This window comes from Micromonospora desertarenae (genome assembly GCF_056150265.1).
On record NZ_JAXCFQ010000006.1, the window covers coordinates 1 to 12,528 of the forward strand.

Below are 12,528 nucleotides of genomic sequence, written 5' to 3' on the forward strand. Positions count from 1 at the left end.
GCCGAGCAGGCCGCCGGTGGCCTCCGCCGTGAGGAGCAGACCGAAGCCGAAGGCGCCGATGCCGAGACGCTCGTGGGCGAAGAGGGCGAGGACGGTCCCCACGGCGAGGAAGGCGACGTTCCCGACCGCCGGGCGCAGCGCGAGCCCGAGCAGCAACCGGTCCCGGAAGACGTACGAGGCCCCGGCCCGAGCCTGCCGCAGCAGCGACTCGCGGACCTGCGGTACGGGCCGGGGCACGGCGGGCAGGGACCGTACGAGCAGTGCGGAGAGCGCGAACGACAGCGCGTCGGCGAGCAGCGGAACCGCCCGCCCCAGCGCGAGCAGCGCACTGCCCGCAGGCGGCCCCGCGAAGCCGGACATGGCGGTCTGGGCCCCGCGCAGGCGGGAGTTGGCTCGCTGCAGGAGTGCGGGATCGCGGCCGAGCAGATCCGGCAGATAGGCCGTGGCGGCCGTGTCGAAGAAGAGCCCGCCGAGGCCGAGCAGGAAGGCAACGGCCGCGAGCAGCGGAATGCTCAGCACGTCGAACGCGGCCGCTGCCGCCGGTATCGCGAGCAGCAGCGCACGCGCCGCGTCCACGACCCACATCGTGCGCCGGCGGTCCCAGCGGTCCACCAGCGCACCGCCGAGCACCCCGAACAGCAGCCACGGCAGCGTCCCGGCGGCCGTGACGACGGCGAGCGCCATCGGATCCCGCGTCAACCCCAACGCGAGCAGCGGCAGCGCGGCATGCGACACCCCGTCACCGAGCGAGGACACCGTCTGCGCAGCCCACAGCCGCCCGAACCCGGTCGGCAACCTCTGAGCGTCTGAGGTCACTTGGCGTCCCCTTCGGCCTTCTCGCGCCGCGCCGGGTGGAACAGCGCGAAGACGAGGGACGCGTCCGGCAGCGACGGATCCGACAGCTCCCGGTACTCGTCCGCCAGCGCCGCCAACCGCGCCCCCAACTCCGCGAACTGCTCGTCGGTGAGCCGCAGGTGCGCCATCCGTACGTGCCGCTCGCCATCCCGCGGCGCTGCCTCCAGGTCCGCCACCGCGTGCCGCATCAGCACGTCCGGCCCTCCCTCGCCCGGATCCGGCAGCACGATCGTCCGCGCGGCCATGGCGTAGTACCGCTCGGTGACCCCCCGCACCTTCCGCGTTCGCACCACCTTCACCAGGCCGGCCCGTTCGAGCAGTCGAATGTGGTAGCTGGAGCTCCCCTTCGCGAGGCCCACTCGTTCGGCGATCTGCGTGATCGTCGCGGGCTCGAAGCGGAGCACGGCCATGATCCGGTGACGCGCGAGGCTGGAAATGGCGCGTAGCTGTTCGTCGGTGGTGACGTGAAACGTCTCGGGGAGGTCATCGATAGGCACGTGAGCAATGGTCAACGATTCTTGACCATTGCGCAAGGGGATTCTCTGCGGTCTGTCCGGCGTGGACGAGGAGAAGGGCCGATTCGGGGGAGCTACCTCATAAAGCGAGCGCCCAAAACGGCGAATACTCTCGCATAACGTCGCATGCTCAGTGAACAGGGTCACACCTGTCCGCCCGCCACGGTCAGCAGTGCTGCGCCGGGCTGATCACCCGGGGTCGATTCATGGAGGCGTGGCCCGCTGCTACTTCGGGCGGGGGAGTTTGGCGGCCGCCGAAGCAGGCGAGGAAGCAGCCGAACCAGCGATACCGGCGGACGGTCGCGAACCGGAACAACGTAAGACGAGGGCCCGGCGGTGGACCAGCGCCCGGGACTGGCTCGTGATGCGTCGGTCAACGGCCGACGCGGCTGTGATCGGCGGCGTACAGCTCCGGGAGCCGTCACACGGAGGATGACGATGACTGGGACCCCTCGCCGATCGCCAGCTCGCGTCGTTCCGCCGGGGTTCGCATCCGGGCGGGGGCGGATCGCCCTTGACGAGAGCGATGGCTGGGGCGGCCCTGCTAGGGCCTGTCTTAGAAGTGGGCGCACACCTTGATCCGGCGCGTGACACGGGTGCCATCCTTGGCCAGTGCTCTTATCTGATCATGTAGGCGCCGTCTTCTTCGATGTCGATGGCACGCTCGTTCCAGGGACGAGTTCGTCCACTTTCTTGGCCGACTTCCTCGGGCATCGCGACGAGGTGGCCAAGGCTGAGGATGCGTATGCCGCCGGTGTGTTGGACAACCGGCAGGTCTCGGAGCTGGATGCGGGGGGCTGGGCCGGGGTGTCCGAGAAGCAGGTCCTCGGCTGGCTCGATGGGCTTCCCCTGGTCCCGGGCATCGCGGAGACCGTGGCCTGGTGCCGGAGGAATGGCCTGGTGCCCGTGCTTGCAACCTTGGCCTGGTCCCCGGTCGGTAGCTACTTGGCCGGCCGCTTCGGGTTCCATTCGTTCAGCGGCCCCCGGCTGGAGAGCACCGACGGTCGGTTCACGGGACGAGTGGCCCGCCACTTCGATGAGTACGACAAGCGGGACTTCGCCCTCGCACAGGCGCGGAGCCTGGGGGTGGACTCCCGCGCTTGTGCGGCGGTCGGAGACAGCCGGTCCGACCTGCCGCTGTTCGCATCCATCGGATTGAGCGTGGCGTTCAACGCCTCGGAGACGGCCCGGGCGGCCGCGACAGCCACGGTGGACGACGATGACCTTCGCGGAGTGCTTCCGATCCTGAGCCGGTTGGTCACGGCCACTCGTTGATGGCCGCGACCAGCACGGTGGCCTCGTACCGGACGGAAAGCTTGTCGTACCTCATGGCCACCGCGCGGTGACGCTTGAGACGGTTGATTCCGCACTCCACCGCGTGGCGCTCCTTGTAGTCGTCCTTGTCGACCTTCGGCGGCCGGCCCCGTGTGGAGCCGCGCTTCTTGCGGTTGGCGATCTGGTCGCGCTTCTCCGGGATCGAGCACCGGATGTCACGTCGCCGCAGGTAGCCGCGGTTCGCGCGGGAACCGTACGCCTTGTCCGCGCGGACCTTGTCCGGCCGAGTACGCGGGCGTCCCGGGCTGAGCCGGGGCACGCGAATGCGACCCAGGACGGCCTGGAACTGCGGGGAGTCCCCGCGCTGCCCGGCAGTGATCACGAGTGACATCGGCTTCTGGGCCTGCTCGACAGCCAGGTGGATCTTGGTGGTCAGTCCACCGCGGGAGCGCCCGAGCCCGTGATCGTCGGGCTCGGTGAAGACGCCGCCGGGCGGCTCGACCTGCAGATCCCCCTTTCACGGGCACCGGCCGCGTGCTGGTGGGCGCGGGAGATCGTGGAGTCCACCGAGATGTCCCAGGTGATCAGACCCTTCGCATCGGCCCCGGCCTGACCGTATCCCGTTGATCAGCTGCCGCTTGCTGCACACCGGCGGTCGACCGGGCTTAACGCCCCTCGGCGGCAACGGCTCCAGAACTGTCCACTGAACATCTGTCAGATCTCCCCGAGCCACGAAGCGTGATCATCGCGCTCTCTTGATCCACTTCTGAAAACAGGCCCTAGTTGCCGCGTTTGCTGGCGTTGAGGGCGGCCTGCTCCACCCGCTGGCGGTAGTCCAGCCACCATGCCTCGTCGGCCCGGGGCAGGTTGTCGTTCCTGGGCAGCAGCCCGGCCGCGCCGTCGATGAGTTCCCGCACGATGTCAGCGTGGCCGGCGTGCCGTTGCGTTTCCGCGATGACGTGGACCATGACGCGGTGCAAGGTGACCTCCTCATCGCCCCACCACGGCACGCGGCCGACATCATCCAGCGCGAGGGCCTCGATGGTGGTGTCGGCGTGGGTGATCGCGCGGCGGTACCGGGTGACGAGCTCCTCGCGGGTCTCGTCCGCGGTCGCCCACATGTCGGCGTTGGGCTCCGCTCCGTCGTCGAGGTACGGCAGTTCCGGCTCGAACGGCCGGCCGAACACGAGACCGAAGTAGAGGGCCTCCATGGCCGCCGCGTGCTTCACCAGACCGAGCAGGTTGGTGGCGGTCCGGGTCAGCGGGCGCCGGATATCGTATTCGCTCAGCCCGTCGAGCTTCCACAGCAGCGAGTCGCGGCCGCCCTTCAAGTAGCTGTTCAGGTCTGCCTTCATGGCGGCACTATGCCATCCGGTTCGGTGTCGGCGCTGCCCTCACGCCTCCGGCGGGTCGTTCCGGCGCGCTGCCGCGACTATCCTCGCGTCCCGCCTCAGGTTCCAGAAGTAGGCGGCCAGCAGGAGGGCGAGGACCGCGTTCACGGTCAGGATCCGGGAGCCGCCGAGCAGCACCGCGACGGCGATCGACACCGCCCCCGCTGCCAGCAGGACACCGGGGGCGAGCCCCACCGCCTTCTGTCCCAGGACCATGCGGGCGTATTGCTGGGCGCACGTGTCCACGTCGGGATCGGGGTGGCGCTCTCCGCGCTTCGCCAGCCGCAGGACTTCCAGGCGGGTGGCGAACGGGATCCGGCGCCACGCCTTCTCGATCGTGCGTCGTTCAGATCTCGTTATCTGGATCTCCGGCACGGGCCGCAGTACAGCCGAGCCGAACGATCCTGTCAACGAGTCAGCGTCCGCCCGCGCGCCACCGAGCCCGGGCCGGCTCGGGTGGGTCGGGATGCGATCCTCGCGACGGCGTGGCGCGATCCCCGCATCCGGCGCTCGATCAGGTGGCAGGCTGAGACGCGTGGACAGGGGGCGGGTGGTCGACTGGCTTCGGGCCTACGAGCGCGCGTGGCGGACGCCGGGGACGGAGCCGCTCGCCACGATCTTCACCGAGGACGCGAGCTACCTACAGGGCCCGTACCGGACGCCGGTCGTCGGCCTGCCGGCGATCGCCCGGATGTGGGAGGCCGAGCGCGCCGGCCCGGACGAGGTGTTCGACATGACGAGCGAGATCGTGGCGGTCGACGGCGACACTGCGGTGGCGCGGCTGGAGGTCCGGTACGGCGACCCGGTCCACCAGGAGTACCGCGACCTGTGGATCATGCGCTTCGCCGAGGACGGGCGCTGCCGGTCGTTCGAGGAGTGGCCGTTCTGGCCGGCCCAGCAGACCGCCTCCCCGGAGAGCTGACCCAGCGATTCCGTACCCCCGAATCTCCGCCGGACGGCGGTTCGCTCCGGGTGAGCCGGTCGACGGCGGCAGGGCCGAGCAGGTCGGCGCTGGTGGCGCGGGCGGACCGCGAGGCGGCTAGAACGCCGGGTTCGTCTCCGGCCCGGGCCGGTGGACGAGCCCGTCGTAGACGGCGATCCCGGTCAGGATCAACGCGACGGCGAGGGCCGCCGCGATCGGCGGGAGCAGCAGCGTGACCGGAGCCACCACGGCCAGCGCCAGTACGCCGAGGGAGAGCACCCGGCAGCGCGGCTCGCCCCGGGACGGCCGGTCGAGGGAGGCCCGCCCGATCAGGAAGAGTGCCGGCCCGCCGAAGATGACGACCACCAGCGCCCAGTCGACCGGCGGGGCCGGGTCCTCGACGACCTGGCCGAAGCCGACAGCCGTGCAGATGACCCCGCCGACGATGAGCAGCAGGCCGAAGCTGGACCACTCGGAGAGCCGCATGGCCGCCTCGGTCGGCCGGCCGGCGGTCGCCGGATCGCGGGGCCCGCCGTGGTAGAAGTAGATCCGCCAGAAGGCCACGACGGCCAGGAAGGCGGCGACGAGCACGGCGGTCCGTTTGGTGGAGAAGCCCGGGAAACCGATGGCGGCGCCGGTTTCCAGCACCACCTCGGCGAGGGCGATCATGAAGAACTGGTTGTACCGCTCGGCGAGGTGGTCGAAGGAGATCGTCCGGTAGTTCGGCCGGGTGGCGCCGAGCCGGGGCGCGGGCCAGCTCAGCGCGAAGCCGAGGATCTCGATGCCGAGGGCGATGGTCCAGAAGACGCCGCGGCCGAGGCCGCCGCTGATGCCGCCGGCGATCCAGAACACGCCGGACAGCACGTGCCAGCTCAGCACCCGGGCCGGCGCCCGCCACGCCGGGTCGCCGCGCCAGGCCAGGGTCAGGTAGAGCGGGCGGCCCACCTGGATGAGGACGTACGTGACGGAGAAGATCACGCCGCGCTCGCCGAACGCCTGCGGCAACGAGACCGCCAGCACCAGCGTGCCGAACATCGAGGCCAGCAAGAGGATCTGGATGTCCGCCCGGCGGGGATCGTAGGCGCTGGTCATCAGCGCGTTGAGGGACCAGACCATCCACATCGCCGTGAAGAACAGCACCGTCTGGCCCGCCTCGGAGAGGAGCGCGTGCCGCAGGAAGGTGAGGTCGTCCGCGACCCGCCCGGCGAGCCGGGCGAGCGCGAACACGTAGACGATGTCGAACAGCAGTTCCAGGACGGTCGCCGAGCGGGGGATCGCGGTGTCTCCGAGGCGTCCCGCGCCGGCCCGCGTCACCATGTCCGACTTGTGATGATTTGCGCGTTCATCGGGGTCAGTTGTAGCACGGCCCCGTCCCGCTCGGGCCGGACCCGGTGAAGGCCGCGACCGTACGCGGGCGGCGGTCCGGCGACCGCCGCCCACGCCGCTGCCGGCGTCCGTTCAGCCCCAGTTCTGCGGTGCGGGCTGGCGGGTCGTGGCGTTCAACCGGTTGAAGAAGTTGGTGGTGGCCACCCAGAGCACCACCGCGGCCAGTTGCTTCTCGTCGAAGTGGCGCGCGGCCTCGGCCCAGACCTCGTCGGAGACCGGGTCGGCCCGGTCGGCGAGCCGGGTCGCGGCCTCGGCGAGCGCCAGCGCCGCCCGCTCGGCATCGGTGAAGTACGGCGTCTCCCGCCAGGCGGCCACCGCGAACAGCCGCTCCTCCGTCTCGCCCGCCTTCCGGGCGCCGCGGGCGCCGGAGTCGACGCAGGCGCTGCACCCGTTGATCTGGCTGGCGCGCAGGTGCACGAGTTCCAGCGTGCTGTTGGGTACGCCGGCGGAGTGCGCCGCCTTGTAGAGCAGGTTGATCGCCTGCACCGTGTCCGGGAGCAGTCCGGCGGGGTTGGGCATACGGGCCTGCACAGTCATCTCGTCCGGTCCTTCCTGTTACGCTCGCCGGCGTCCCTCGCCGTGGCGTTCTCGTCCGTCACCGAGATGTCGACAGCGGGACGGACGGCGTGACAGATGTGACGCCCGTCACGCGCAGGCCGGGGTGCCGGCCGGAATTGCGGGGGCGATGACTGACACCGAACTGTTGGCGCAGCGTTTCGAGGAGCAGCGTCCGCGCCTGCGCGCGGTGGCCCGGCGGATGCTCGGCTCCACGGCCGAGGCGGAGGACGCGGTCCAGGACACCTGGCTGCGGCTCAGCCGGGCCGACGTCGAGGGCATCGACAACCTGCCGGGCTGGCTCACCACCACGGTCGGCCGGGTCTGCCTCGACCGGCTGGGGGCGAGCGCCACCCGGCACGAACAGCCCGCGGACACCGCCGCCGACGAGCCCGGCACCGCCGACGAGGTCGATCCGGAGCGGGAGGCGCTGCTGACCGAGTCGGTCGGCCGGGCGTTGGACGTGGTGCTGCGGACCCTCGGCCCCACCGAGCGGCTGGTCTTCGTGCTGCACGACATGTTCGCCGTCTCGTTCGACGAACTCGCGCCCATGGTCGACCGCAGCCCGGCCGCCGTACGGCAGATCGCCAGCCGGGCCCGCCGCCGGGTGCAGCGCGGACCGTCGGCGCCGGAGACGGATCCGGCCCGGCAGCGCGGCGTGGTCGAGGCGTTCCTCGCCGCGTCCCGGGAGGGGCGCTTCGACGACCTGCTCACCCTGCTCGACCCGCACGTCGTCCTACGCTCCGACGCGACCGCCGCGGGGATGGGCGGGGCCGGAGCCGCGCACGGCTCCGCCGTCGTGGCCGCGTTCTTCTCCGGGCGGGCGCAGGGCGCCGTGCCGGCGTTCGTCGACGGCGCGCCGGGAGCGGCGGTGGTCGTCGGCGGCCGGGTCCGCCTCGTGCTCAGCTTCGTGGTCACCGACCGGATCATCGGCATCGAGGTGGTGGCCGACCCGGACCAGCTCGCGGCCGTGGACCTGGTCCTCGACTGACCGCCGGCGGTCCGCCGCCCACCGCCGGCGACACGGGAAGGGCCGTTTCCCCGGGGGAAACGGCCCTTCCCGGCGCCCGCAGGCCGGATCAGCCGGAGAAATCCTCCCGTACGTCCCGGGCGTCCTCCTGCACGTGCTCGCCGGGCTGTTCGCCCCGGATCCGGTCCCGCTGCATCACCCGTTCCGCCTGTGCCCGTTCGTCCTGGTTCATGTTGCCCAGCTGTGCCTTGGCGGGGCCGGCCACCTGCTCGACCCGGTCGTTCGCCCGTTCGAAGCTCATGTCGCCTCCCTGTCGCTCCGGGCGGATGCGCGGTCTCCGCCCCTGCGACCCGCGTCCCCGCCCGTCGGTACGGGAAACCCGGGGTGTGCGGGAATCCCGCTGCGGGCGAACGCGGATCAGGGGATCAGCGCCACTTCAGCCGGGCCAGCTCGCGCTCGAACTCCTGGAGCGTGAACGAGCCGCCCTCACGGGGCATCAGCCGCAGTGAATAGGTCACCCCACCGGCCTCCCACCACACCGTCCACCACCGTCCCCGCTGGCCGGTGACGTCCCCGTCGCGCGAGCCGATCCGTACCGTGGCGACGGCCTCGGACCGGGACGCCGCGATCGTCGGCTGCGCGCTCAGCAGCAGCCCGGAGCCGTCGGGGCCGTTGTAGCCGCGGTGCCAGCCCTCGTCGGTGGACATCCAGTGCGACTCGTACGGGCTCCACCGCTGGTCCGCGTCCAGGTCGGGCAGTTCGCGTTCGTGGTAGGTGGGATGGGTCGCGTCCGTCGCGGGATCGCGCAGCACGCGGTCGCCGAGGGGCTCCGGCAGCGACACCACGAGGGGTACGGCGGTGCCGCTGGCCGCGCAGTCGACCGAGTCGATGACCCGGCCGCGCACCGCGACGACGACCTGGGTGGCGTCCTGCTCGGTGACGGTGGCGCTCGGTTCGTACAACTCCTTGCACCTCGCCTCGCCGGGCCCGGTGTAGACGGTGACCCTGGTGCCGTCCCGGGCGACCAGCGCCGACACCCACGGCACCGGGCCCGCCCCGTCGGAGGTGGCCGCCGCCGTGGTCGGCTGCCCGGGCGTCCCCTCGACGGTGGCGGGCTGGCCGCAACCAGCGGTGAGCCCGAGCACGACGGCGACCGCCGCGGCCAGCACGCCTCGGCCGCGGCGCGCGCGTCCACCCGCCGGTGGGGCCGACCGCTGCCCGGCCGCCGGACGGCCGAGGTGCCGGTACGGGTCCTCGTCGTCGCTTCCCATCGCCGCTCTCGCCTCCTGTCCGGACGGGATCGGGTGACCGTGGCCCGCTCCGTCCCGTCCCGTCCCGGCGGCGCGGCGGTACGGCTTCAGCCGTCCCCCAGGCGGTCGGCCAGATCGGTGGCGAAGGCCAGCACCTGCTCCTCGGTGCTGACCACCCGGGGGAACACCACGATCCCCACCACCAGGTTGTTCACCCGCAGGAAGATGCTCCGGTCCCGGAGGTACGCCTCGTCGCCCACATCCGGCAGCCGCACGAAGCCGGCCGCCAGCCGGCGCAACTGCTCGGCGGCGGCGTCCGGCGCGTCGCTGCGGCGCGGGGTGGCGACGTAGTAGGAGACGGTGATCGTGGGCGCCGGGACGTAGCTCGGATGCTCCGGGGGCAGCAGCAGGTCGCAGTTGTTGGTGTCGTCCTGCTCCAGGGCGTACGCGGGGCCGAGCAGCCGTACGCTCGGCGCGACCGTGGCGCAGGCCGGCGGCTCGGCGCGGAACCGGCCCTCGTCGTGGAAGCCGCCGGCCAGGTAGGTGACCACGGCCGCGGCGAGCAGGACGGGGACGAGGACGGCCGCGACGAGCAGCGCCGGCCGGCGAGGGCGGCGCGCCGAGGGCGGCGGCCGGTCCTGCCCGGGGTCGTCGCGGAGGGCGGCCTCCCCGACCGGCGGCTGTGGGTGCATGGCCGGGGATCCTAGTCAGTGCGCGCCGGTCGCGGGGGGCCACGACGATGGCCCTCCGGACGCGGCCCGAGCTGCCACGTCCGGCGGGCGGTGCCGCGGGTGCGCCCCGGCCGCCTCGGGCCGGGGAGCCGGGCGGGAACGGCGAGGGCCGGCCCCGACCGGGACCGGCCCTCCAGGAGGGACGCTCGGACTACGGCTTCCAGGAGCCCGCGGCCTCGAACCGGTGCTGGTACTCCAGCGCGCCGTTCTTGTCGGCCACGTCGAACACCACGGTGCCCGTCCGCTTGCTGCCGGCCCGCAGGTTGTTCCCCGAGCTGAGCGTGTCGCCGCAGCCCGACAGGGCGCTGGCCAGGCCGTTGACGGTGGTGCCGTCGGCGGCCACCCACTCGAAGTAGAACGGGTTGATCGAGCCCTTGCCCTTGGTGACGCTGGCCGTCACGTGCGCGATCAGGTAGAGGCCCTTGTCGGGCTTCGGGGCGTACGAGCGGCAGCCCTTGGTGGCGGTGGTGAACTTCGTGACGGTGATCTCGACGGTGCCCTCGTCGTCGGAGAGCACCAGCGTGTCACCCGGCTTCATGTTGAAGGTCTCGCCGTCGGTCTCGCCACCGGCGGAGGCGCTCGGCGCGCCGCTGGGCAGGCCCGGCGCACCGGTGGTGATCGGGGTGGGCAGCGCCTCGGCCACCTCGTCGGCGGCCTTGTCCGCGCTCGCGACGATCGCCACGATGCCGCCGACGCAGCAGAGCAGGGTCAGCACGACCGCCGCGATCGCGATGATCAGGACCGTCTTCTTCTTGCCGCCGTTCGGGGCGACCGGCTGCGGGGCGCCGAGCGGGTAGCCGGGCGCACCGGGCGCCGGCGCCCCGTAGGCGCCGGGGACGCCCGAGGTGGGCGGCTGCGGTGCGCCGGAGACCGGCGGCGCCCACGGCTGCCCGGGGACCGGCGGCTGGGGCGTACCGGAGACGGGTGCCTGCGGCGCCCCCCACGGCTCGCCGGAGACCGGGGCCTGCGGGGCGCCGGAGACCGGCGGCTGGGGAGCGCCGGAGACCGGGGGCTGCGGCGCGGCCCACGGGTCGCCCCCGCCGGAGGCCGGCGGCTGCGGGGCGCCGGAGACCGGGGGCAACGGGGCCCACGGGTCGCCGGGCGGCTGCGCCGCCGGCGGGGGCGGCGGGTAACCGCCCTGGTCGGCGGGGAACTGCGGCATCGGGGCCGTCGGCGGGTACGGCTGCTGCTGCTCCGGGTTCTGCTGGTGGGGATCCTGCGGCCCGTAAGGGGGCTGGGGGTGGCTCACCGTACTCCTAGGCACCTGATGACGATCGAGAACTGCCTGACGCTACCGTGCGCAAACAACCCTGCATCATTCCGTGCCGGGTGCGAGTTGGTGGTCCCCTGTTCGGGTCGATGATCCGCCCTGCCGGCCAGGCGGGGTCACGGCGGGCCGGTTCGGGGCGCCGCCCCGGGCCAGCGTCGCGGAGCGGGTCAGGGCAGCAGGACCGCGGCGGTGCGGACCAGCCCGGCGTCCACGGTGAACCGGCCGGTGATCCGGGGCGGCGCGGCCACCGGGGCGGCGTCGAGGCGGGCCGGCGCGATGCGGGCGGTGAACGTCCCCGCCTCCGGGTCGACCGTGACCAGGGCGTCGTGGAAGTCCAGCCAGGTGCCGACGACCGGGTGCCAGACCTTGTAGACGGTCTCCTTCGCACTGAACAGCACCGCCGGCCAGGAGATCCCGGCGGGCAGCCGGGCGCAGCGCTCGTCCTCCTCGGGCAGGCAGATCAGCCGGCGTACGCCCGGATTGAGGTCGCGGTGCTGCTCGGCGTCCATGCCCACGGAGCGGACCTCGGTGGCCCGCGCGGCCGCCGCGGCGCAGTAGCCGCGGGTGTGCGTGATGCTGCCGACCACCCCGGCCGGCCAGACCGGCGACCGGTCGGCGGCCGAGGGTACGGCGGCGGAGGAGAGGCCGAGCGCGGCCATCGCCCGCCGGGCGCAGACCCGCCCGGCGGTGAAGTCGCGGCGGCGGGTCTCCACCGCCCGCTCGCCGAGGCAGTCCCGCTCGGCGGGCAGCAACTGCCCGGTCCAGTCGTCCGGCCCGGCCACCGCCACGGCCACCGCCGCCGGCAGCAGGTCACGCATCGGGGCCGTCCGCGGTACGCTCCCGGCGTGCCGGCCGGGCCGGTACCCGGTCGGCGCTGTGCCCCACCCTCGCCACGACTCGGCAACCTACCGCAACCGTGTAACGCGGCGGGAGTCACCGGCGCTTCACGCAGTGCCGACTGGGGAGCACCGGGTGCCGTCCACACTGTACGGAGGTCGGCGATCCGCGCGTCGTCGTCCTCGGACCGGAAAGGGCCGTGCCCCCATGAGCGGTGGTGCATCCGAGCTGGGCAACGACCACCTACCGGTGGTGCCCGCCTGGACCTGTGAGACCTGCGGCGGCGAGTGGCCGTGTGCCGCGAAGCAGCGCCGCCTGCTGGACGAGTACCGGGGCGAGCGCCCCGCCCTCGCCGTCTACCTCGGGTCCTGTCTCGCCGCCGCGACGCAGGATCTGCGGGGCATCCCGGAGCGCGTCCTCCAGCTGAGGTTCACCGGCTGGCTGCCGCGCCAGTCCAGATCCTGGTGACGCCGGGCGGGCCGAAGCCCGCCCCGCGCCGGACCCCGTCCACGGCGACCCGGTCCGGCGTGGCCGCGCGCGCCACCGCCGTCACCCGCCGCCGGCCCCGGCG

15 protein-coding genes and 1 pseudogene are annotated in these 12,528 nt (G+C 73.0%); 4 read left to right on the forward strand and 12 right to left on the reverse strand.

Translation table 11 applies throughout. The annotated features are described in order from the left end of the window. Together SM577_RS14215 and SM577_RS14220 are read right to left on the reverse strand one after the other, a co-directional pair. Window positions 1-795: MFS transporter (locus SM577_RS14215; protein WP_474587076.1), on the reverse strand; the 795-nt coding region annotated here is incomplete at its 3' end. 17 nt (window positions 796-812) lie between these two features. Continuing rightward, complete coding sequence (locus tag SM577_RS14220) at window positions 813-1,352, reverse strand: ArsR/SmtB family transcription factor (protein WP_474587077.1); 540 nt, start codon at window positions 1,350-1,352, stop codon at window positions 813-815. A gap of 630 nt (window positions 1,353-1,982) precedes the next feature. On the opposite strand from SM577_RS14220, the gene SM577_RS14225 reads away from it, so the two are divergent. Continuing rightward, the gene (locus SM577_RS14225) at window positions 1,983-2,645 is read left to right on the forward strand and encodes an HAD family hydrolase (RefSeq protein ID WP_302918362.1); all 663 of its coding nucleotides are present in this window, start codon (window positions 1,983-1,985) and stop codon (window positions 2,643-2,645) included. Here the strand turns inward: SM577_RS14225 and SM577_RS14230 are convergent. The 3 genes and pseudogenes from SM577_RS14230 to SM577_RS14240 form a co-directional block, all read right to left on the reverse strand. Beyond that, window positions 2,629-3,378, reverse strand: a pseudogene (locus SM577_RS14230) (IS5 family transposase). The gene SM577_RS14225 and the pseudogene SM577_RS14230 overlap by 17 nt on opposite strands. 46 nt (window positions 3,379-3,424) lie before the next feature. After that, entirely contained in the window at window positions 3,425-4,000 is a 576-nt protein-coding gene (locus SM577_RS14235; RefSeq protein WP_474587078.1) for a DinB family protein, read from the reverse strand. A gap of 39 nt (window positions 4,001-4,039) precedes the next feature. Further along, on the reverse strand, window positions 4,040-4,411 hold the full coding sequence (locus tag SM577_RS14240; RefSeq protein WP_474587079.1) for a hypothetical protein: 372 nt from the start codon (window positions 4,409-4,411) through the stop codon (window positions 4,040-4,042). 160 nt (window positions 4,412-4,571) lie between these two features. Between SM577_RS14240 and SM577_RS14245 the strand changes: the two genes are divergently transcribed. Next, a complete protein-coding gene (locus tag SM577_RS14245; protein ID WP_302918359.1) occupies window positions 4,572-4,958 on the forward strand; it encodes a YybH family protein in 387 nt (128 codons plus the stop codon). A 117-nt stretch (window positions 4,959-5,075) separates the two neighbouring features. On the opposite strand, the gene SM577_RS14250 is transcribed toward SM577_RS14245, so the two are convergent. Beyond that, window positions 5,076-6,275 (reverse strand): low temperature requirement protein A, encoded by a 1,200-nt coding sequence (locus SM577_RS14250; RefSeq protein ID WP_302918358.1) that lies wholly within the window; start codon window positions 6,273-6,275, stop codon window positions 5,076-5,078. 141 nt (window positions 6,276-6,416) lie between these two features. Continuing rightward, complete coding sequence (locus SM577_RS14255; protein WP_474581175.1) at window positions 6,417-6,875, reverse strand: carboxymuconolactone decarboxylase family protein; 459 nt, start codon at window positions 6,873-6,875, stop codon at window positions 6,417-6,419. A 154-nt stretch (window positions 6,876-7,029) separates the two neighbouring features. Between SM577_RS14255 and SM577_RS14260 the strand changes: the two genes are divergently transcribed. Beyond that, on the forward strand, window positions 7,030-7,890 hold the full coding sequence (locus SM577_RS14260) for a sigma-70 family RNA polymerase sigma factor (protein ID WP_474587080.1): 861 nt from the start codon (window positions 7,030-7,032) through the stop codon (window positions 7,888-7,890). Window positions 7,891-7,978: 88 nt separating this feature from the next. On the opposite strand, the gene SM577_RS14265 is transcribed toward SM577_RS14260, so the two are convergent. The 5 genes from SM577_RS14265 to SM577_RS14285 form a co-directional block, all read right to left on the reverse strand. Further along, window positions 7,979-8,170 carry a general stress protein CsbD gene (locus tag SM577_RS14265; RefSeq protein ID WP_302918355.1) on the reverse strand — a complete coding sequence of 64 codons (192 nt, stop codon included), beginning with the start codon at window positions 8,168-8,170 and terminating at the stop codon, window positions 7,979-7,981. A 124-nt stretch (window positions 8,171-8,294) separates the two neighbouring features. Next, on the reverse strand, window positions 8,295-9,140 hold the full coding sequence (locus SM577_RS14270) for a hypothetical protein (RefSeq protein ID WP_302918354.1): 846 nt from the start codon (window positions 9,138-9,140) through the stop codon (window positions 8,295-8,297). An 86-nt stretch (window positions 9,141-9,226) separates the two neighbouring features. Then, complete coding sequence (locus tag SM577_RS14275) at window positions 9,227-9,811, reverse strand: hypothetical protein (protein WP_474587081.1); 585 nt, start codon at window positions 9,809-9,811, stop codon at window positions 9,227-9,229. A gap of 190 nt (window positions 9,812-10,001) precedes the next feature. Beyond that, window positions 10,002-11,099 (reverse strand): DUF4352 domain-containing protein, encoded by a 1,098-nt coding sequence (locus SM577_RS14280; protein WP_302918352.1) that lies wholly within the window; start codon window positions 11,097-11,099, stop codon window positions 10,002-10,004. A gap of 188 nt (window positions 11,100-11,287) precedes the next feature. Beyond that, complete coding sequence (locus SM577_RS14285; RefSeq protein ID WP_474587082.1) at window positions 11,288-11,938, reverse strand: 4'-phosphopantetheinyl transferase family protein; 651 nt, start codon at window positions 11,936-11,938, stop codon at window positions 11,288-11,290. A 226-nt stretch (window positions 11,939-12,164) separates the two neighbouring features. Here SM577_RS14285 and SM577_RS14290 point away from each other — a divergent pair, with 226 nt between their 5' ends. Then, complete coding sequence (locus tag SM577_RS14290) at window positions 12,165-12,425, forward strand: hypothetical protein (RefSeq protein ID WP_302918350.1); 261 nt, start codon at window positions 12,165-12,167, stop codon at window positions 12,423-12,425. Window positions 12,426-12,528: the final 103 nt, after the last annotated feature.

Coding starts and splice junctions, on each gene's coding strand:
- SM577_RS14270 (WP_302918354.1), bottom strand. CDS start 9,140: ATGGGAAGCGACGACGAGGACCCGTACCGGCACCTCGGCCGTCCGGCG.
- SM577_RS14235 (WP_474587078.1), bottom strand. CDS start 4,000: ATGAAGGCAGACCTGAACAGCTACTTGAAGGGCGGCCGCGACTCGCTG.
- SM577_RS14290 (WP_302918350.1), top strand. CDS start 12,165: ATGAGCGGTGGTGCATCCGAGCTGGGCAACGACCACCTACCGGTGGTG.
- SM577_RS14250 (WP_302918358.1), bottom strand. CDS start 6,275: ATGGTGACGCGGGCCGGCGCGGGACGCCTCGGAGACACCGCGATCCCC.
- SM577_RS14285 (WP_474587082.1), bottom strand. CDS start 11,938: ATGCGTGACCTGCTGCCGGCGGCGGTGGCCGTGGCGGTGGCCGGGCCG.
- SM577_RS14265 (WP_302918355.1), bottom strand. CDS start 8,170: ATGAGCTTCGAACGGGCGAACGACCGGGTCGAGCAGGTGGCCGGCCCC.
- SM577_RS14260 (WP_474587080.1), top strand. CDS start 7,030: ATGACTGACACCGAACTGTTGGCGCAGCGTTTCGAGGAGCAGCGTCCG.
- SM577_RS14275 (WP_474587081.1), bottom strand. CDS start 9,811: ATGCACCCACAGCCGCCGGTCGGGGAGGCCGCCCTCCGCGACGACCCC.